Raw genomic sequence first — 18,824 nt, forward strand, 5'->3', positions numbered from 1 at the left:
CTCCTGTTTCATCGCCGGGTGGCGGGTGGGAATGGAGCCGGAGGGCCGGAAAGACGCGCCCTGCTCTGGCTCACCCCCCTACTCGGCGGTCGCGGACTGCTTGGCGGACTCCTGGTCGGAGTCGGCGTAGATGGTCTTCTGGAAGACCAGGTAGATGACCAGGCCCAGGATCACCACGCAGGCGCCGATCAGGAAGAGGTTGCCGTAGGTGGCGGCCTTCCCGCTGGCACCGGTGATGCTCCCGCCGGACAGCGACGTGCCGTTCATGAGACCGCCGATGACGGCGATGCCGATGGAGGCGGTCACGTTCATGACCAGGTCGTTCATGCCCACGCCTCGTCCGGATTGCTCCTGGGGGAGGGTATCCAGGACTGTCGAAATCACCGGGGAGTACATGAGGCCGACACCTGCGTAGAAGAAGCAGGCGGCCATGGTCAGCATGATGACACCGGAACGGATGGCGAAGGCGGACCAGCCGAAGCCGACGATCATCAGACAGGCGGCGGCTATGATGGCGGGCCGGCGGCCGATCCTGTCCACGATCGCCCCGGAGGTGGTCCCAAGGACGGCGGCGACCAGGAAGGCCCAGACTATGTACATGGAGACCCTGGAGGTCGAGATGTGGTAGATGTCACGTCCCACGGCATTGAAGATGGGGGACATGCAGTAGTTCATGAAGTAGAAGACCACAATCAGGCTGATGGCCATCAGCCAGCGCTTGTTCTTGAAGAAGTCGATGGTGATGAAGGGGTTCCTGGCCTTGGAGATGTAGACCCCGAAGACCGCGTAGCAGACAGCGGAGGCGATCAGGAGCCACCAGTTGGTATAGGAGAAGAAGAGGGTCAGGAGGGCGGTGGCCAGTCCGAAGATGGTGAAGCCCATCCAGTCGATCTGCTCCCCGTTGCCGCGCTTGTTGGGCAGGACCTTGAGAAGGAAGGGGAGGAAGACGATGGTCACGGCCGGAATCAGGAAGAGATACTGCCAGTGGATGGCGCTCAGGAGTCCGGCTGCGAAGATGCCGATCGCCGCCGAAAGCTGGTAGCCGGCGGTGAAGATGCCGAAGAAGACCACCTTGAGGGAGGGCTTGAGGTATTTCGTCGCGATGACCAGGTAGACGGAGCCGGCCACCTGCTCACCGGCAGTCTGCAACATGCGGGCGATGATGACGGTCCACAGGTTGGCCGGGAAGAGGGTGTTGCCGATGTAGCCGGTCAGGGATCCGATGAAGAGGATGACCAGCCCGAAGACCACCAGCTTCTTCAAGGAGACGAAGTCCCCGAGGGAGCCATATATGAAGCAGACGATGCCCAGAACGATGCTGGGCAGGGCCGTGATCAGTGAGGCCTGGGCAGGGGCGCCCACATCGTCCCCGACCTGCTGGAAGACGAGGTTGAATCCCTGCAGGCACAGAGTGCCCAGAATGAAGGTGATCAGCAGGAGGACCAGGGCGCGGATCGCCATCTTGTTGCTGGTTTCCGGGTCGTCGAAGGGATCGACCTCGGGTTTTGTCGCGGTTTGTGACATTGTTCTTTCCTTTGTGCGCCGTCCGGATCGGTCGGATTCGGACGGCGGTCTATTGACTGCTCTTGGTTGTTTGGTTACGTTTTTGGTTTTGGGGACCGGGGCCGGACTGAAATAAATGCTTTTGGCTACCGGTGCAAAAGCCGCCCCGGCCAGCAGTGGCCGGGGCGGGGTCCAATCAGGCCTTCTGCTCTGCCAGGCGGGTGATGCGGGTCATGAATTCGTCGAGGAAACGCGGCACGTCGACGCCTATGGCCACCTGCATGGTCTTGTGGGGATCGTTCAGCCTGGTGTTGTCGCCGATGGTCCGTCCCCGGGTCGGTCCCTCGGTCTCCACCTGCATGTTGATGGGCAGGCAGGTGACCAGGGTCGGGTCGACCGCCACGCCGACGGCCAGGGGGTCGTGCAGGCCGCAGCCGCCCAGGTGGGGTGAGGTGGTCTCATAGGCCTTGATGTAGAAGTCGGTCATGTCGGCCAGGAAGGTCCCAGCCTGGGTGCCCAGGTTCCGCCAACGCGCGGTCTCCTTGTAGGTGAGGAGGGTCTGCAGGGTAACATCCAAGCCGACCATGGTCACGGGTGCGCCAGAACGGAAGAGTTCATTGGCGGCATCGGGGTCCTGGGAGATGTTGGCCTCCTCCCAGGCGTTCACATTGCCGCAGACTGTCAGCGCCCCTCCCATGAGGACGATCTTTCCTATTTCATCCTTGATTTCGGGGGCCTTCTTCAGGGCGGCGGCGATGTTGGTCATGGGACCGGTGGGCACATAGGTCAGGTCCTTGCCATAGGTCTTGACGGCATCGATGATGAAGTCCACGGCAGGTTCGCTCTCGGGCTCACGGTTGGAGTCAGGGATGACGGCGTCGCCTATGCCGTTTTCACCGTGGATGAAGGCCGAGACCGGAAGGACTTCGAAGGAGTCCGCGGTGGAGGAATGGGGCAGGCCCTTGTATACCTTCACCTCCGGATGCCCCATGAGGTCCGTGATGGCCAGGGCGTTGCGCACCCCCTGATCCAGGAGGACATTGCCATAGGTTCCCGTGATGCCTATGAGATCCACCTCGGGGCTGCCAAGTGCATAAGAGATGGCCAAGGCATCATCGACACCGGTGTCGAGGTCGAGAATCAATTTTTGCATACTGCTGCTTACCTTTCTCCGTTGGCGGGCCGTCCGTCAAGAAGGACCGTTCGTTGGCCGTACGCCGACAGTGGTGTCGACGGCCGGTGGACCCGGAAGGGGGTCCGTGAGCGGTATAGGGTCAGTATACAGTATTCGGCGCGGAATGTGGCGCAGACGGGGTCCCGACGGCGGTCCATGTCCGCGCGAGATGGGGAAGCGGAGATGCAAGGTGTGCATGGTTGATGAAATGTGACAAAGGGGAAAGCAGAAGGCGTAAAAACCGGTGGCTCCGAGCGGGATCGAACCGTTGACCTAGCGATTTTCAGTCGCTCGCTCTACCAACTGAGCTACAGAGCCAGGAACGGACCAAACACGTTATACGAGTTCGATCATTCCGAGCGACTCCGGCCGGACTTGAACCGGTGACCTCCGCCGTGACAGGGCGGCGCTCTAACCAGCTGAGCTACGGAGCCATGACTGCTTGAACAGCCAAGAGGAAAGCTTACAGTAAGGGCGGGCAAATGCAAGCCCCCGGCGCGTCGTCTTCCCCTCGGCAGGATGCAGGGCCCTGAAAGCCGGTCGCCGGTTCCGTGCGCGGGCCTTGGGATATTCAGGCCATCGGATATACATGGAGGATGTGGGTGAACAGAAGACCGGAGGGGCCGGCAGACGGTCCATTGTCTCGTATGTGCGGCGTTCGGACAGGCTGAGCGACCGGCTGGAGAGGGCTTGGGACGAATACGCTGCAGCCTTCCTGCTGGATCTCGGCGAAGGAGGAGGTTCCTTGGGGGTCTCCCCGGGTCAGGTCTTCGACCGTGCCTGGGCCGATGACATCTGGGGGAGACGGGCCCCCCTGGTGGTCGAGGTCGGTTCCGGCCAGGGGGAGAACATCGTCGCCGCGGCAGCCGCACATCCCGACAGGGACTATCTGGCCTTGGAGGTCTATGCGCCCGGCCTGGCCCATACCATGCTCCTGGCCGGGCCGGAGGGGCTGGGCAACCTCCGCCTGGCCCAGGTCAACGCCCCCGAGTTCTTCTCGGCCGGAGGGAACGCCTTCCTTGATGAGGTCTGGACCTTCTTCCCGGACCCCTGGCCCAAGATGAAGCACCACAAGCGTCGCCTGGTCCAGCCCGCCCTGGCCGCAGATGTGGCCCGCTGCCTGAAGCCCGGTGGCCTGTGGCGAATAGCCACAGATATAGAGGATTACGCCCTGCACGTGCATGAGGTGTTGGACGGTTTCCCGGCCCTTTCCAACAGGGGCGGACTGCATGTGAGCCTGCCCACCGGGCACGTGGGCAAGGGAACTGCTGAGGAGGCGGCAGAGCTGCCGCATGCGGACTTCATGGAGTCGGAACGGTTCGACGGCCGTGTCCTGACCAATTTCGAGCGCAAGGGGGCCCGGGCGGGAAGGGTCATACACGACCTCACCTACCAGGTGGCGGACCTTCCTGTCCTCTCTGACTCCTGACAGGATGGCCGATCCTCCTGGCCGGTACGGCCAATCGGGGACGGGAGCCTCTTCACCTGGGGAGGGAACCGAGTATCTTGTCCACCCGTTGCCTGGTGGCCCTGTCCATGCTGGTGCAGTTGTCCAGTATCCCTTTCACCTCGTTGGCGGCATCTATGATGGGTTCCGAGGCCGGGTCGGCGACTATGGTCTTGATTCTCAACCATTCGTTGAAAAGGTGGTAGCTCCTGTCAGCAGACTTGGCTTCGTATGTCAGCGGGACGCCCGCCTCCTCGGCGACGGCCAGTGAATCCATGGCCGAGGTCGCCAGGGTGCGCAGGGAACGTGCCGCCAGCCCGCGCTTGTGCTTACGGTCGAAATAGTTCTGGTAGAAGGAGAAGAAGAGGGTGGTCAGCACGGCGGCCAATTCCGCCAGACCCGTTACCCATTCGGCAAGATTGCCGATTTCCATATGCATGCTTCATAAAATACTCCACTTCGCCCTTGTTCACCGGCCCCGTTTCTCAGTCTTGGACGGGGGCGGGCTCCGGTCGGCCCGCCTGGGACGACAGGTCTAAGCTGGTCCATGCAGGTGGGGGATGCGTCAGGGTCAGCAGGTGGTCCTGCGGGCCGAGAGCCCCGGCCGGCAAGGTGCGAGGTGCCGCGTATCGCAGGACGCGGCACCTCGCGTCGGGAGAAGACCGGGGAAGAAAGGCGGGTGGGCGTGAGCAAGCGGGTGATCCTGGGGGTCCTGGCCCATGTGGATGCGGGCAAGACCACCCTGTCGGAGGCCATGCTTTACCGGTCAGGCCGCATACGGAAGTTGGGGCGGGTAGATCACGGGGATGCCTACCTGGACACCGATGCACTTGAACGCCAGCGGGGCATCACCATCTTCTCCAAGCAGGCCAGGTTGAAATACGGGGACCTGGACCTCACCCTGGTCGACACACCGGGACATGTGGACTTCTCATCCGAGATGGAACGCACCTTGTCCATTCTGGACTACGCCCTCCTGGTCGTCTCCGCCTCAGACGGCATCCAAGGGCACGCGGAGACCCTCTGGAGGCTCCTCAGACGTTACCGGGTGCCTACTTTCATCTTCGTCAACAAGATGGATTCCCCCGGTGCCGACCATGACAGGGTGTTGGACCGGATACGCAGGAGGTGGTCCCCGGCCTGTGCGGACTTTTCGCGCGATCCGGCCGGGGACGAGCTGGAGGACATGGCCCTCCTGGACGAGTCCTGCATGGATGAGTATCTGAAGACGGGCGGCCTGGCTCCCTCCAGCCTGGCCCGCCTCATAGCAGACAGGAAGGTCTTTCCCTGCCTCTTCGGTTCAGCCCTCAAACTGGACGGGGTGGACCGCCTCCTGGAGGTCCTCGAGGGTTGCACACTGGCACCTGAATACCCGTCCGCCTTCGGTGCCCGTGTCTACAAGGTTTCGCACGACGAACACGGGGACCGACTCACCTGGCTCAAGGTCACCGGCGGCAGCCTCCAGGTCAAGGCTGCACTGGAGACCGGCCGGGAGGCTGGCGGTGACGGAGGCCATGGGGGACTCGATCCTGACCGGGCCGCCGGTCCCGCCGGCGGCCCGCCTCCATCCTTTGACATCAAGGGGGACCCTGTTCTCGAGAAGGTGGACCAGGTCCGTCTCTACTCAGGGGCCAGGTATGACCTGGTCGAGCAGGTGCCGGCCGGCACCCTCTGTGCGGTGACCGGTCTGGATCTGACCCGGCCCGGCCAGGGGCTGGGGGCAAGCCCCCAGGCACCGGCCCCCCTCTTGGAGCCCGTACTGGCCTTCACGGTACTGACGGGGGATGAGGAACCGCACAGGGTCCTCCAGGCCTTGAAGGTCCTCCAGGATGAGGACCCCCAGCTTCATGTGGTCTGGCAGGACCGCCTGCAGGAGATCCGCCTCCGCCTGATGGGGAAGGTCCAGCTGGAGGTGGTCCGGGAGGAACTGCACGGACGGTTCGGCCTTGATGTGGACTTCAGCCCGGGGAGCATCCTCTACCGGGAGACCATCGAATCCCCGGTGGAAGGGGTGGGCCATTTCGAGCCCCTCCGCCACTATGCCGAGGTTCACCTCCTCCTGGAGCCCACGGGCAGGGGGAGCGGCCTGACCTTCGCCAGCACCTGCAGTCAGGACCGTCTGGACAGGAGCTGGCAGAGGCTTATCCTGACCCACCTGGGGGAGAGGGAGCACCTGGGGGTGCTCACCGGTTCACCCATCACCGATATGCGCATCACCCTTATCGACGGGCGGGCCCATGAAAAGCACACGGAGGGCGGCGACTTCCGCCAGGCGACCTACCGGGCGGTCCGGCAGGGGCTTATGAAGGCCCGCAGCATCCTTCTGGAGCCCTGGTATCGGTTCCGTCTGGAGATTCCCCGGGAGTCCTTGGGACGGGCAATGTCCGACATTCAGCGGATGGAGGGGACCTTCGTCAGTCCCACAGGCGACGGGGACTACATGATACTGGAGGGGGAGGCCCCCGTCTCCGGGATGCGTGACTACGCCCCTGACGTCACCGCCTACACCCATGGGCGGGGGCATCTGACCTGCATTTCAGCAGGATACCGGCCCTGCCACGACCAGGAGGCTGTGGTCCGGGCGGCCGCCTACGACCCCGAATCCGATCTGGAGAACACACCGGATTCGGTCTTCTGCGCGCACGGCGCCGGCTATACGGTCAAGTGGAACCGGGTGGAGGATTTCATGCATCTGGACGGCGGCCGTTACATATAGTCAGGCGTCCAGCCACCGGGGCATGGCCGACGCAGGGCGTTCGTTGAATCCCTCCATCCCGGCGCATCGGTCGCGTAGAAACGCTTGAGGTCGCCAGAGAACCTGGCCAGGCTTTCCGGGCTGGTGTAAAGCATGTGGCCGGCCGGATAGTAGGTGAAGGCGATGTTCCTGCGGAGAGGGGCGGGCAGGCCCAGGTGGTCGATGTCATACTCGGCCTGGCCGAAGGGGGTGCACAGGTCATAGATTCCGTTGCCGATCATGACCTTCATCGTGGGATTGTATGCGATGGCGGCCGCCAGGTCCTGGGTGACATCCGGGAAGGGGATCTGGTCCCCCCAGGAGGACTTGGCATGGTCCGGGAGCTTGTGCCACCAGTTCCAGCTCTTGCCTGGTTCAGTGGAATCCAAATCGAAATCGGCGAAACCCTTGCGCTCCTCCCGGTCCCGCCAGCCCGGTTCGTCGCGCAGTTAGGCGTTGCATAGGCTTGCATAGGCGGAATCCAGTAGGTGTCGTCAACCGTGAAAGTGACATCCTCGCTGGTCTGGTCCAGAGCGTAGCCGGCCGTCCGCCCGTCGTAGCAACCCACGATCTTTCCCTCCTGGCAGAGGAGTTCCTTGCGGAAACGGAAGTCCAGCACCCTCAGGTCGTTCTTCATCACGTAATCGGCGTCCAGGCCGGTCAATCGGGCGAAGCGGTCGGCCACCCGCCGCCGCGAGTCTGCATCCAGGGAGGCACCCTGGGCCAGTGCCAGGCGGAGGGGGCCGTTGGCGAAGGCCCGGGCCTGGTCCATCTGCTCGGCCATATCAACACCCTGGCCGGCACTGCCGTGATACTTGGCCACGGTGGCCTTCCTCCGGTTCGGCGAGGCCTTCCGCCGCTTCCGCCCCTGGGCGGGCTCCTGTTCAAGTCTGCGGAAATCAGGGGCTGAACCTCGATCCATTGAGACCGTTCGGCGGCCTGGCCGACCTTCTGGCAGGCATGGCCAGGAAGCGGCATACGTGTACGCCTGGTCCGTCGTCTTGGAGGGGGGTCATGCAAGCCTGTGCAAAGGCACATCCAAATAAGTGCCCGACGGTTCAAGGCAGCTGATCCGCATGGAATCCGTCAAAGTGACGGGCGGGTATCCCGACATAGAGCGAGGTCTGATCCGGCGGCCTCTCGTCACGACAGCTGGCGTTGACTTTCCCGACATGGCAGTGGTTTAATGAACTCAAGCTTGTTGCAGGAACAAGTGCTCTTTCTCTAAGCCGCGGCTGTCCAGACGTTATCGGTTTTCGGTATTTTCCAGGACACGGAAGGTCCTGCCAGATATCGCCAGGGTGAATTCCACCCGTCATGCAGGTATAACCAAGGATGGTGATGCCATGCAACACAAGCGCAGAATCAACCGGGGATCTGGTCTCTTATGCGCCATACACGCATTTGTCGTTCTTATGGTCGCTCATCCTGTGACTCCGGCCAGTGCTGCTGGTTGCATTGGTAGTGGGGTGTCGAATCGTTCCTTCAACGTCAAGTACACGAATGCGAATGACCGGTGGGTTGGCCGACATCATACGATAGGTCGCTTGTGAGGAGGTGTTTCTGATGAAGGCCACAATGAAGAATAAGAGAATCGGGCTGCTTGCCTTTGTGATTGCCGGGATTGTCGTCGTGGCCGGCGGAATGGTGGGGCTGCTGATTGTTCTCAATCGAGGGGAAATCACATACTGGCAGGCCTATTACCCGCAATACCCAAACGTAAGCCAGGCGGTGAAGGCCTCAGATGTCGTCGTCACAGGCATGCCTGTCGGGTCACATGAAGAGGTTGAATACCCTGGAGGTGACACCGAAAGTGGTACTGAGGTCGACAATCCACAGAAAGGTGTCAAGGAATCCGAGCTTCACTCCGAAGACCTGGCAGTGCCTCGTACCATTACGAGAATCAAAGTCACCCGGGCGATCAAAGGGTCGGTCCGTGAGGGCCAAGTCATTGAAGTGGCGCAGATAGGCGGCAAGTTAGGTCGCTCGGTGGTGCGTGAACAAGGTGTTGCCCTGCTTCAGGACGCAGCCGACACTCATGAAGGAAAGCAGTTGCTCCTCTTGTTGTCTGCGCATCCCGGCAAGGCATATGATGCGATAAATCCGCAGTCAGGCATGTTGCTGGTCGGCAGCAAGGGGAACGTTACCGGCATCAATGCTGCTTCAGTCAGATCTCTTTCCACAGAATCTACGCTGGATGAATATTACCGGGCTGCAAAATAGACGATTGAGTTGAAATCAGCCGGATGAAAGAGCCAGGTGCCACAATGACACGAGTCAGAACCAGAAAGTACAGCGTTGCTTCCCGGGTTGTTTCAGCGGTCTGCCTCCTGGTCTCCATCTGCCTGCTTGCGGCCTGTGGTTCAGGACAGGTCGCTGGGGGAAACCAGGGGTCATGTGATGAATCCGTCAACTCAGCCACGCCTGCCTGCATATTGGAGAATGACAAGGACGCGGACATATTCGTCCACAAGAATGTGGCCTATCAGCGGGCAGACCCCAAGGAGGTGGACCACGATGGCATGCAAAGCGTCGACACGATAGGAAAAGTGAGTCGTCGCTCCACGAGTGAATTCAGCGAGATGTCGGCGACCAAATTGGAAAAGGGGACCTTGATTTTCTCCACCAAGCGGAGCGATATCCTTCTTGCCGAAGTTGACGGCGTCAAAGTCCCCTATATGGCAATTCGCGAGGGCTGATTGCAGGCCTGGTCTTTGTGCACCTCCCAGGAGCCTGTTCTTCTCCGATTACCGTCTGTCTTCGTCGTGCAGGGATGGGTCACAGCCTCAGGTTGACCTCCCTCTTTGACAGGAGGAGACAGGTCAAGGGGGGCAGGTCGATCACGGTCTCCGTGTCGACCTGCCCGCCGTCGGCCGGGTAGATGGCTGTCATCAGGCCGTCTCGCACCTGATGCGGCAGATACACGCGGATTGGGTCGGCCGTGGGGTTGCGGACCAGGAGGAAGTGGTCGTCCGCCTTTTGCGCAGAGTAGCCGTAGCCGGAGTCCAGGTCGCCGCCGCAGGTGTACATCCGGCTCTCCTGGAGGGTTTCGAAGTGGGCGCGGACGAAGTTGAGGACCCCGGCCAGACCCCTCCACTGGCCTTGGGTCAGCCTGTCCGGGCTCAGATGGAGCTCCCAGAGCATGGGTCCCCTCAGAGCGTTGACCAGGAGGTAGCGGGCGAAGCCCTCATCCGTGTAGGGGGTCTCATCCGCGTGGCCGTATATGGGCTCATGGTTGTAGTAGTAGGTCAGGGGGAGTTGGAGTCTGGCCTGGAATACGTTCCTGTAGTAGACCCGGTCCCGCCCGGTGATCACCTGGTCGGTGGCGTCTCCGGCCGCGTCGCGAGCCTGTTCACGGTCGTCCGAGTTCTGCACCCATATCGTGTCGACCCAGGCCAGGAGCCAGGGCGAGACCGGGGCGTAGGTGGTCGCGTTGATGAAGATGTCGGGGTTCTCCTCCCGCAGGGCCCTGAAGATGTCGATCCAACGCTCCCAGAGCTGGGTGGTGTAGGCATCAGGCTCCAGATAGTGGCCGTGGCCTTCTTCCCTGCATGGGTGGGAGGCGAACCCGTCGAACTTCCAGTAAACCAGGTGACCCTCCTTCTGTGTCTCCAGAAGGAAGTCCTTGAGAAGTTCCAGGTAATGCCGGTCGTTGACGTCCAGTGCCCGGCCGACCGATGCCTCATGGTTGACATGGCCCCTGCCGCGGGACTCGAGGAACTGGGCGAAGGTGCCCTCATGCACGTATCCCCCTTGGGGTCCCAGCCACAGTCCCAGGGGCATGCCGTCTTCCTCCATGGTCTGGTGCAGGGCCCCGATCCCCGAGGGAAACTTGTCGTTGAACTCCCAGAATCCGCTCCGGTTGGGTGTCGGACCGCTGGCCTCCCTGTCGATGCCGGTGAATTCGGGGTCGTTGTAGTTGTTCCACCCGTCATCCAGCACGTATGCGTCAAGTGGCGGCATCCCGTATCGACGTACGGCCTGGTCCATCATCAGGCAGGTTTCACGGAAACGGCCTGCATCCACCCCGAGGAAGTGGTCATACCAGCTGTTGTATTGGATCCGGAGGGAGGGGGTCCGTGCGATCCCACCAAGATAGTCGCGGAAGTCCTCCTGCAGGGCCTCCATGTCTGCCCCACGGGAGGGGGCGGCCACGGCCGGCCAGGATTGCCAGGGCTCGTTCCGGCAGTCTTCCAGGGGCATGGCCGTCCGATAGTCCAGGAGCACCCTCGTCCTGTCCCCCTTGTCCACCGCCGCGTTCTTGTTGGCAGGGAACCGGCTGCCAAGGATCAACCCCTTCAGGTAGACCGGCTGGCCCAGCTGGACCTGTTCCGGGGGGAGGCTGTCGGTCGACTCGGGGACCGTGAACTCCAAAGGAGGAGTGAAGAGCAGGTCTTCGCGGGGGCAGTCAACCAGGTCCATGTACAGGTGGCGGAGCTTCAGACCCGTCCTTGCCCCTGTCAGCCGGAGGGTGAGAGACGACTCCAGACTGGAAGGGCTGTCGATCCGCCTGGTTTCATAAGTCACCAGGAGGCTGGCCCCGCCGGTCTTCCGCCCGCTGATGCCGAAGGGGGCGAAGGTGATCCTGACCCCTCTGCCTGCCGGTCCGGCCCCATCGAGGGGGGTGATCCGGTCGATTTCCAGGTCACTGGATCCCACCGTCACGTCAACCCCGTCTTCACCCTCCAGGACCAGGAGGAAGCACTCGCCCATCCGGTAGACATGTTGCCGGCCGGTGGGCTGCGAGACAAGTTCGGCACCGGTGATGCGGTTCCCGTCGCTGTAGATGGTCCTGGCCAATCCATCCACGCTCACCGTCAGATCCTGCCTGCCTGCCGCCATCGCCGCACTCCTTCACCACGGCCGCCAGGCCGCCCGTCGTTCCGACTCCCACCGCCTTCCCGATGCCTGCGCAGGGTGGGCGGACGTATCGATGTCTCCGTCGGCAGGCGTCCATCCGCTGCCCTGCCTTCACCGTGTCTGCCACTATATACGAGGTCGGTGAACCAGTCCCCACTCGGTCCAAGGTGCGGATGCCTGGCGGACGCCCCGTCGGCAGGCCTTCCAGCTCCTGCGGGATTCCGCAGTGTCGCAGGGATGTATGGTAAACCATGACAAGTTAGAAGTCGTCTTGACTTCCTCGACGAGCCGTGACCGTCTGTTCCCCCCGATTTTGCCTTACGCCCGAAGCACTCTCATCACCGCGATGGCACTCATGATGGTTGTCGCCCCTATTCCCGCGATTACTCGCCCCTGGCGTGTGCATTTGGAGTACGTGCGAAATGGGTCGGCCTGATATGGCGCCGCTCCTTAAGACCAGAATGATGATGAAATCGTGAGGCTGCAACCATGCCGATGGACCGGTCTTCCCTTTGTACCCCCGGAGAGAGTCGAACTCTCGCTGTCAGATTGAAAGTCTGGTGTCCTAACCGTTAGACGACGGGGGCGAACGAAGCATAATGTTACTTGATACCCCTGGACCAGGCAAATGCCGGCCTGTTGACAAGGCCGACAGCCCGCGATCCGTCCCTCACGGCGGCGGGAATCGCCCCCCGTCTCAGCCCTGGTCGTCGGCGCCCAGCTCCTCGTCTCGCTTGTGGAAGAGCTCCATCTGCTCCTGGATCCAGACCCTTTCGGCCGGGTTGATGTCGGCCGATTCCAGGTACTTCTGATAGACGGGATAGAAGGCCCTGAGTATGGGATAGAGGGCATAGAGGGTGTGCTCGGGCTTCTGCTCCCGGGTGTGTTGCGGGTGGGCGTCGAAGGTGTTCTTGAAACGCTGCATGTAGCGGCGGAAGGAGGGGAAGGAGGTGTCCATCCGGCGGGCGCTGATCCCGGCGTTCATGTCTTTGTCGTAAACGGTCTTGAACCCGTGCTCGATAAGGTGGAGGGAGACGTCGACGTCCTCATGCATGATGTCGGCCTTATCGCGGCAGACATCCTTGCGTATGACCTTCCAGGCGCTCGCCCTCAAGGCCATGTTCGACCCGTAGAGGAGGTATTGCCCGTCATCCGCCCGGTAGATGGCCTTGCGTATCGTGTTGTCGCCCTTGAGACCGATCTTCTTTCCCGGCATGTCGTAATACGCCACCGGTCCCGTGGCCCCCATGGCATCGGGGTCGTCGGTGAATATGTGGGATACTTCCTCCACCCAGTTGGGTCTGAGCATGCAGTCCGCGTCGATCCGTCCGAGCACGTCGCCCGTGGCCCGGTCCAGACCGTAATTGCGCGTGGGGATCAGCCCTTGCTCCTCATCCTGGTGAAGGAGGCGGACCGGGGAGGAGGGGTTGGTGTCCATGAATTCCCGCACGATGTCCGGCGTGCTGTCGGTTGACTTGTTGTCCACGACGAGTATCTCGTGAGGGGTCACCGATTGTGTGGTGGCGTTCATGAGGCAATCGGCGATGCGTTCCTCTTCGTTCCACGCAGGTATGACTATGGAGACTGTCAGCATACCCTTACAATACGTGTGGCCGGATACACAGGGATGGATCGGTGCTCATGTCACCGTGATTGGGGATAATGGAAGCTATGACAAAACAGGACAAGCAGCAGTTCGACCTGGCCACGGTCTTTCCGCCCAGGGGGGACCCGAGGCGGCCCCCGGAGTGGTTCGGCAGGGCGCTTCTGTATGTGGCCATCGCCTTCTTCCTCGGCTGGTTCGCCTACACCGCTTGGGGGCAGGTGGAGTTCCTCGTCCTGGATGTCGTCATAGCGGTCTTCGTCGCACTGGCCATGGAACCCCTCGTCGTGACCCTGGTCAAGCACGGGTGGAAGAGGGGGGCGGCTGCCGGCGTCACCCTGGTGGGTCTCATCGTCATCGTCATCGTCCTCATGGGCATGTTCGGCAATATGTTCGTATCCCAGGTCATCGGCATGGTCAAGGGGATACCCGCCCTCTACGATGAGCTGGCAGGGTTCATCCAGTCGCACACCCAGTGGCGCCTGCCCGCCATGAAGGATCTGGGCAGCGAGATCATCAAGAACATACAGACCTCCTGGGTGACCAACTTCGCCGGGCAGGCCTTCACGACCACGGTCGGCCTGGTGGGCTCCTTCGTCAACATCATGACCATCCTCCTGGTCATCTATTACATCTCGGCGGCCGGCCCCAAACTGCGTCGGAGCGTGTGCAAGTGGATGGGCCCCAACAGCCAGCGCCGTTTCGTCTTCGTGTGGACCATAGCCCAGGACCAGATCTCCAGCTTCCTCTTCAGCCGGACCATCCTGGCCCTCATCAGCTCCGTGTGCATGTCGGTCTTTCTGGTGGCCCTGGATGTGCCCTACTGGCTTCCCCTGGCCGTTTTCTGCGGCCTGGTCTCCCAGTTCGTGCCCACCATCGGAACTTACATAGGCGGGGCCGTCCCCGTCGTGGTGGCCTGGGGGAGCAAGGGGCTGGTCATAGCCGTGGCGGTCCTGGTCTACATCATCCTGTACCAGCAGGTGGAGAACCTGATCCTCTCTCCCAAGATCTCCGAGCGGACCATGGATCTGAATCCGGCGATAGCCTTCCTGTCGGTCCTCGCTTTCGGCGCGGTCTTCGGCGCCCTGGGCGCCTTCCTGGCCCTCCCCCTGGCGGCCAGCGTCCAGGCCATATTCACGGCCTACACCAAGAAGTACCCCCTGATCGACTCCCCCCTCATGCACGATCCCGAACCGGTGCGCAAATCCAAGGTGGTCGCAGGGGCCGAGGCCTTCAATGAACATGTGATCAAACCGGTGGCCGATCACATGGGCGGCAGATCAGCCCGGGGGACAAGCGCCCGGGTGGTCGTCGGGGACCAGATAGAAGAGCTGAAGGACCAGATATACAGGGCTCCCACCTCTGACACCCTGGACGAGTCCGAGACCGTGGCCATCCCCCAGAAGCAGGTTCCCGGCGGCCGACGTCGGCGGCACCTGGAGGGGACGGAGGATGAGACCGGGGGCACAGATGGTTCAGACGTGCAACCTTCCGGGGCCTCCGCGGACGGGCCTAGCGCAGAACACGGCGGGGAGGGGCAAGCTGACGACGGGAACCCGCGTAAGGAGTGGCACTGATGGCCTTCCTGACCGTCCTTGACATACTCATGTTCCTGGTCGGGGCAGTCGGCGTGGTCTACCAGGCGATCTGCATCGTCACCTCCTTCCTGACCAAACCCGTCGTCTTCCCGGACGCGCCGGCCGACAAGCATTTCGCGGTCCTGATCTCAGCCCGCAACGAGGAGAACGTGGTCGGCAACCTCATCGACTCCATCCATGCGCAGACCTACCCGGCGGATATGATCGACATCTGGCTGGTGGCCGACAACTGCACGGACGGGACGGCCGACCTGGCCAGGTCCAAGGGCTGCAATGTGGTGGTCAGGGACAACCTGCAGCAGGTCGGCAAGGGCTATGCCCTGACCTACCTGCTCGACCACATCATCGCGGCCGGCCGTTCGAAGACCTATGACGCCTACTTCGTCTTCGATGCCGACAACCTGCTCGACCGGCACTACGTGGAGGAGATGAACAAGGCCTTCCACGCAGGGTTCCGGGTCCTTACCAGCTACCGAAACTCGGTCAACTTCGCCGACAACTGGGTGTCCTCCGGCTCGGCCCTCTGGTTCATCCGCGAATCACGTTTCCTCAATTCCTCGCGCATGGTCTTCGGGTCGTCCTGCCACGTGGGCGGCACCGGATTCATGTTCTCCAGGGGAATCATGGAGCGCAACAACGGATGGAAGTTCCACCTGCTCACCGAGGACATGGAGTTCACCATGGACTGCATCCTCCACGGTGACAGGATCGGCTACTGCGGCACGGCAATGCTCTATGACGAGCAGCCCGTCACCTTCAAGCAGAGCTGGCGGCAGAGGCTCAGGTGGAGCAAGGGCTTCCTCCAGGTCTTCCGCTACTACGGCCCCGCCCTGATCAGCCGCGCCGTCAGGGAGCGAGACTTCTCGGCGGTCGACCTGACCATCCTGATCTGCCCCCTCATGGTCCTCGCCGTCATCCGGGCGGTCTTCGGCGTCCTTTTCGCCTCCCTCGGCTTTGTCACCTGGGCCAGCCAGTTCGGCTCCCTCCTCAATGTCCTCGTGGCCTCCGTCCTTGGAATCCTGGCCCTGATGGCCCTTGCCGCCCTGACCGTGGTCGCCGAACGCAGCAAGATCGGAGCATCCAACAAGGAGCTCTTCGCATACTGCCTGAGTTTCCCCATCTACATGCTCAGCTACGTCCCCATCTCCTTCCAGGCCATCTTCGCCAATCCCGGTTGGAAGCCCATCCAGCACACGGGCAAGTAGGGGAGACGACAGCAGGGGCCGGCTGTATGCTGTAAGCATGAACGCGAACCAAGCCCATGAAGAGGGCCATCCCGTCCGGCCTGGGGACCACGGGAATCTGGGCGTGCCGGTCTTCCGGACGGGACAGGGCGGGCAGGTTCCCCTCTCAGCAGGTGGGGGTCGGGACGGCGGGGCCGCCCAGCCCGGGCAGCCTGACCGGGCCGCCGCCCAGGCTCCATCGGCCATGCCGCCTTTCTCCCTGCCGGCCCCCGATCCCCGGGCGGCGATTTCCATCCGGGGCCTCGTGAAGGTCTATGAAGGCAAGCCCGCCGTCAACGGCCTTTCCTTGGACATTCCTGTGGGGTCCTTCTACGGGCTGGTGGGTCCCAACGGGGCCGGCAAGACCACCACCCTCAACATGGCGACCGGCCTCCTCCTGCCCGATGCCGGCCAGGTCATGATTCTGGGTGGGGATGTCTGGCAGGACGTCAACAGGGCCAAGGGGATCATCGGCGTCATGCCCCAGGCCGATCAGATCTTCGACAGGTTGACCGGTGCCCAGCTTCTCGTCTACTCGGGCATGCTGCGTGGCATGGGCCGGCAGGAGGCCAAGAGCAGGGCCCAGGACCTCCTGGCCGCCTTCGACCTGGTGGATGCGGCGGGGAAGATGGTCAACGAGTATTCGGCCGGCATGACCAAGAAGATATGCCTGGCGACGGCCATGATACACAGTCCCCGCATCCTCATCCTCGATGAGCCCTTCGAATCCGTCGACCCCATCTCCAGCGCCAACCTGAGGGACATCCTCGTCGAGTACGTCTCGACGGGGGGAACCGTGGTGGTCTCCTCCCATGTGATGGCCCTGGTCGAGAAGATGTGCACCCACGTGGCCATCATCGACCATGGCCTGGTACGCGCCGACGGGACCGTGCAGGAGGTGGCCGCAGGGGAGGACCTTGAGGATCGCTTCCTCCAACTGGTCGGTGGCCGCCATGCCGCAGCCAGGATCAGCTGGCTGGACGGTGGCGGCGGTGGGACCGGGGGACAAGCCGGGGATGATGCCCGATGAACAGGGTCCTGACCATCGCCCGCCTCAGGTGGGCCCTGACAATGGCCACCGTCCGCAAGTCGTCCTGGCAGGCCGTGGGCGCCGTCATCTCCCTGATAATGGTGGTCGGCGTGGTCTGCCTGGCCTGGCGGGTGACCCTTCCAGCAGGCGAATATGTGAACGCCACCGACACCCCCATAGACCTCGGCCAGATGCAGAGCCTGCTCATCATAGCCGCCTCTCTCCTGTCGGTGGGTGTGGTCGTCATCCAACTCATGGTCATTGGTGAGGGTTCCACCTTGAGCCCATCACGATTCGCCCTGTACGGAATCCCGGATGTCCAGCTGGAGGCCGGTCTCCTCCTGGCCGGTCTGGTCGGACTCCCCGCCCTCTGCGGGCTCGGAGGCTTCCTCTCCCTCGCGGCCCTCTACCGCAACCTGGGGGGCGGTGCCGTCGCCATGTCGCTTGTTTCCGCCTTCCTGGCCGTGGCCGTCATGCTCAGCCTGTCCAAGATGACCCTGTCATTGGCCACCACCCTGGTCAGTTCCAGGAGGGGGCAGACCATCCTCTACCTGATTGTGTTTCTGTGCTTCATAGGACTGATATACGCCCCGCAGATGATTGCCATGGGGACCATGCACAAGGCCGGCACGGACTGGGGGACGATAGGCCGGGCGGCCTCCGTCCTCTCATGGACCCCGCTGGCGGCCGCCTTCCAACTCCCCGTTGATCTGTATGGGGGTGCCTGGCCCTCCCTGATAGGCCGTCTGTGCCTGTTGGCGGCCACACTGGTCGTCTGTTTCCTGGTAGGCATGTGGTGCCTGGACCGGTCCCGCCGTCAGGAAGCCCATGCCAGGACGGCCCACGTGACCGGCCGGGGTCTGGGGGCTTTCGACAGATGCCCGGATACGGTTTCCGGTGCCATCAGCGCCAGGATTCTCACCTATCTGCGTCGCGACAGCCGACTGATCCTCTATTACATCATGCCGGTGGTGTTCCTTGCCGTTTTCGCCCTGCTCGGCGGTCAGGAGGCTTCCATGGTCTGGGCGGCCCCCTTCACGGGATTCCTCATGCTCACCATGTTGGAGGACAATGCCCTGTCGTATGACGGGCCGGGTCTGCGCATGCAGATCCTGGCGGGGGTGCCCGGCCTGGAAGATCGCAAGGGAAGGATCCGCGTCCTCCTGTCCATCGACCTGGCGTACGCCCTGATTGTCTGCGCGGTCTGCACCCTGGTCTCCGGCTATTGGAAGAACGCCTCCGGACTGCTGGGCTCCCTCGGAATGACCTGCGGCCTCGTGGGAATCATCATGGCTGGTCTGGGCATGGCCGAGATTTTCTCCTGCCTGCTCATGTACCCGGTACCCTCCATGGACCGCCCCTTTTCCTCGCCCCAGGGCAGGGCGGTCAGCCAGGGGTTCTTCCCCATCCTGGAAGTCCTGGTCGACCTCCTCGTCATGGTTCCATCCCTCCTGGCCCTTGTCGGTCTTTCCGCCGGGAGGGGAGAATACGCCTGGGTCGCCGGACCGGTGGCCCTCCTCAACGGCCTGGTCGTGCTCCTCATAGGCGTATGGGCGGGTGGCCGCATCATGGACGGGCGTCAGCTGCAGATACTGAGGACGGTGGATGGGTATGCCTCCCTCCAGCGCTGACCGCAGGTCACCGGTGAAGGG

The 18,824-nt window shown here is 62.5% G+C and carries 15 protein-coding genes and 3 tRNA genes; 8 read left to right on the plus strand and 10 right to left on the minus strand.

The features are described 5' to 3' along the window. Positions 1-78: 78 nt before the first annotated feature. The 4 genes from V6584_RS02125 to V6584_RS02140 all read right to left on the minus strand — a co-directional run bounded on the left by V6584_RS02125 (position 79) and on the right by V6584_RS02140 (position 3,111). Positions 79-1,524 (minus strand): MFS transporter, encoded by a 1,446-nt coding sequence (locus V6584_RS02125; RefSeq protein ID WP_340468783.1) that lies wholly within the window; start codon positions 1,522-1,524, stop codon positions 79-81. A gap of 175 nt (positions 1,525-1,699) precedes the next feature. Continuing rightward, positions 1,700-2,656, minus strand: coding sequence for a nucleoside hydrolase (locus tag V6584_RS02130; protein WP_340468784.1), 957 nt, complete (start codon positions 2,654-2,656; stop codon positions 1,700-1,702). A gap of 266 nt (positions 2,657-2,922) precedes the next feature. Further along, a tRNA-Phe gene (locus V6584_RS02135) sits at positions 2,923-2,995 on the minus strand. 42 nt (positions 2,996-3,037) lie between these two features. Further along, a tRNA-Asp gene (locus tag V6584_RS02140) sits at positions 3,038-3,111 on the minus strand. Positions 3,112-3,266: 155 nt separating this feature from the next. Between V6584_RS02140 and trmB the strand changes: the two genes are divergently transcribed. Further along, a complete protein-coding gene (gene trmB, locus V6584_RS02145; RefSeq protein WP_340468785.1) occupies positions 3,267-4,106 on the plus strand; it encodes a tRNA (guanine(46)-N(7))-methyltransferase TrmB in 840 nt (279 codons plus the stop codon). Positions 4,107-4,158: 52 nt separating this feature from the next. Here the strand turns inward: trmB and V6584_RS02150 are convergent, their stop codons facing one another. Then, positions 4,159-4,557: a hypothetical protein gene (locus V6584_RS02150; protein WP_340468786.1), complete on the minus strand. Its 399-nt coding sequence runs from the start codon at positions 4,555-4,557 to the stop codon at positions 4,159-4,161. A 252-nt stretch (positions 4,558-4,809) separates the two neighbouring features. Here V6584_RS02150 and V6584_RS02155 point away from each other — a divergent pair, with 252 nt between their 5' ends. Further along, on the plus strand, positions 4,810-6,840 hold the full coding sequence (locus V6584_RS02155) for a GTP-binding protein (protein ID WP_340468787.1): 2,031 nt from the start codon (positions 4,810-4,812) through the stop codon (positions 6,838-6,840). On the opposite strand, the gene V6584_RS02160 is transcribed toward V6584_RS02155, so the two are convergent. Beyond that, positions 6,831-7,109 (minus strand): hypothetical protein, encoded by a 279-nt coding sequence (locus V6584_RS02160; protein ID WP_340468788.1) that lies wholly within the window; start codon positions 7,107-7,109, stop codon positions 6,831-6,833. The genes V6584_RS02155 and V6584_RS02160 overlap by 10 nt on opposite strands. Then, positions 7,106-7,780 (minus strand): hypothetical protein, encoded by a 675-nt coding sequence (locus tag V6584_RS02165; protein WP_340468789.1) that lies wholly within the window; start codon positions 7,778-7,780, stop codon positions 7,106-7,108. The genes V6584_RS02160 and V6584_RS02165 overlap by 4 nt, the downstream gene beginning before the upstream one ends. Positions 7,781-8,424: 644 nt before the next feature. Between V6584_RS02165 and V6584_RS02170 the strand changes: the two genes are divergently transcribed. Together V6584_RS02170 and V6584_RS02175 are read left to right on the plus strand one after the other, a co-directional pair. Continuing rightward, a complete protein-coding gene (locus tag V6584_RS02170; RefSeq protein ID WP_340486151.1) occupies positions 8,425-9,081 on the plus strand; it encodes a hypothetical protein in 657 nt (218 codons plus the stop codon). A 44-nt stretch (positions 9,082-9,125) separates the two neighbouring features. Beyond that, entirely contained in the window at positions 9,126-9,557 is a 432-nt protein-coding gene (locus V6584_RS02175) for a hypothetical protein (RefSeq protein ID WP_340468791.1), read from the plus strand. A 79-nt stretch (positions 9,558-9,636) separates the two neighbouring features. On the opposite strand, the gene V6584_RS02180 is transcribed toward V6584_RS02175, so the two are convergent. The 3 genes from V6584_RS02180 to V6584_RS02190 form a co-directional block, all read right to left on the minus strand. Then, the gene (locus tag V6584_RS02180; RefSeq protein WP_340468792.1) at positions 9,637-11,700 is read right to left on the minus strand and encodes an alpha-amylase family protein; all 2,064 of its coding nucleotides are present in this window, start codon (positions 11,698-11,700) and stop codon (positions 9,637-9,639) included. A 533-nt stretch (positions 11,701-12,233) separates the two neighbouring features. Beyond that, positions 12,234-12,305: transfer RNA gene (locus tag V6584_RS02185), tRNA-Glu, on the minus strand. Positions 12,306-12,415: 110 nt separating this feature from the next. After that, the gene (locus V6584_RS02190) at positions 12,416-13,312 is read right to left on the minus strand and encodes a glycosyltransferase family 2 protein (RefSeq protein WP_340468793.1); all 897 of its coding nucleotides are present in this window, start codon (positions 13,310-13,312) and stop codon (positions 12,416-12,418) included. A 77-nt stretch (positions 13,313-13,389) separates the two neighbouring features. On the opposite strand from V6584_RS02190, the gene V6584_RS02195 reads away from it, so the two are divergent. The 4 genes from V6584_RS02195 (at position 13,390) to V6584_RS02210 (ending at position 18,803) form a co-directional block, all read left to right on the plus strand. Further along, the gene (locus tag V6584_RS02195) at positions 13,390-14,898 is read left to right on the plus strand and encodes an AI-2E family transporter (RefSeq protein ID WP_340468794.1); all 1,509 of its coding nucleotides are present in this window, start codon (positions 13,390-13,392) and stop codon (positions 14,896-14,898) included. After that, complete coding sequence (locus V6584_RS02200) at positions 14,898-16,124, plus strand: glycosyltransferase family 2 protein (RefSeq protein ID WP_340468795.1); 1,227 nt, start codon at positions 14,898-14,900, stop codon at positions 16,122-16,124. The genes V6584_RS02195 and V6584_RS02200 overlap by 1 nt, the downstream gene beginning before the upstream one ends. Positions 16,125-16,347: 223 nt before the next feature. After that, on the plus strand, positions 16,348-17,172 hold the full coding sequence (locus V6584_RS02205; RefSeq protein WP_340469701.1) for an ABC transporter ATP-binding protein: 825 nt from the start codon (positions 16,348-16,350) through the stop codon (positions 17,170-17,172). Next, the gene (locus V6584_RS02210) at positions 17,169-18,803 is read left to right on the plus strand and encodes an ABC transporter permease (RefSeq protein ID WP_340468796.1); all 1,635 of its coding nucleotides are present in this window, start codon (positions 17,169-17,171) and stop codon (positions 18,801-18,803) included. Before V6584_RS02205 ends, V6584_RS02210 begins: the two co-directional genes overlap by 4 nt. Positions 18,804-18,824 lie beyond the last annotated feature (21 nt).

The organism is Bifidobacterium favimelis (assembly GCF_037963085.1).
Taxonomy (GTDB): domain Bacteria; phylum Actinomycetota; class Actinomycetes; order Actinomycetales; family Bifidobacteriaceae; genus Bombiscardovia; species Bombiscardovia favimelis.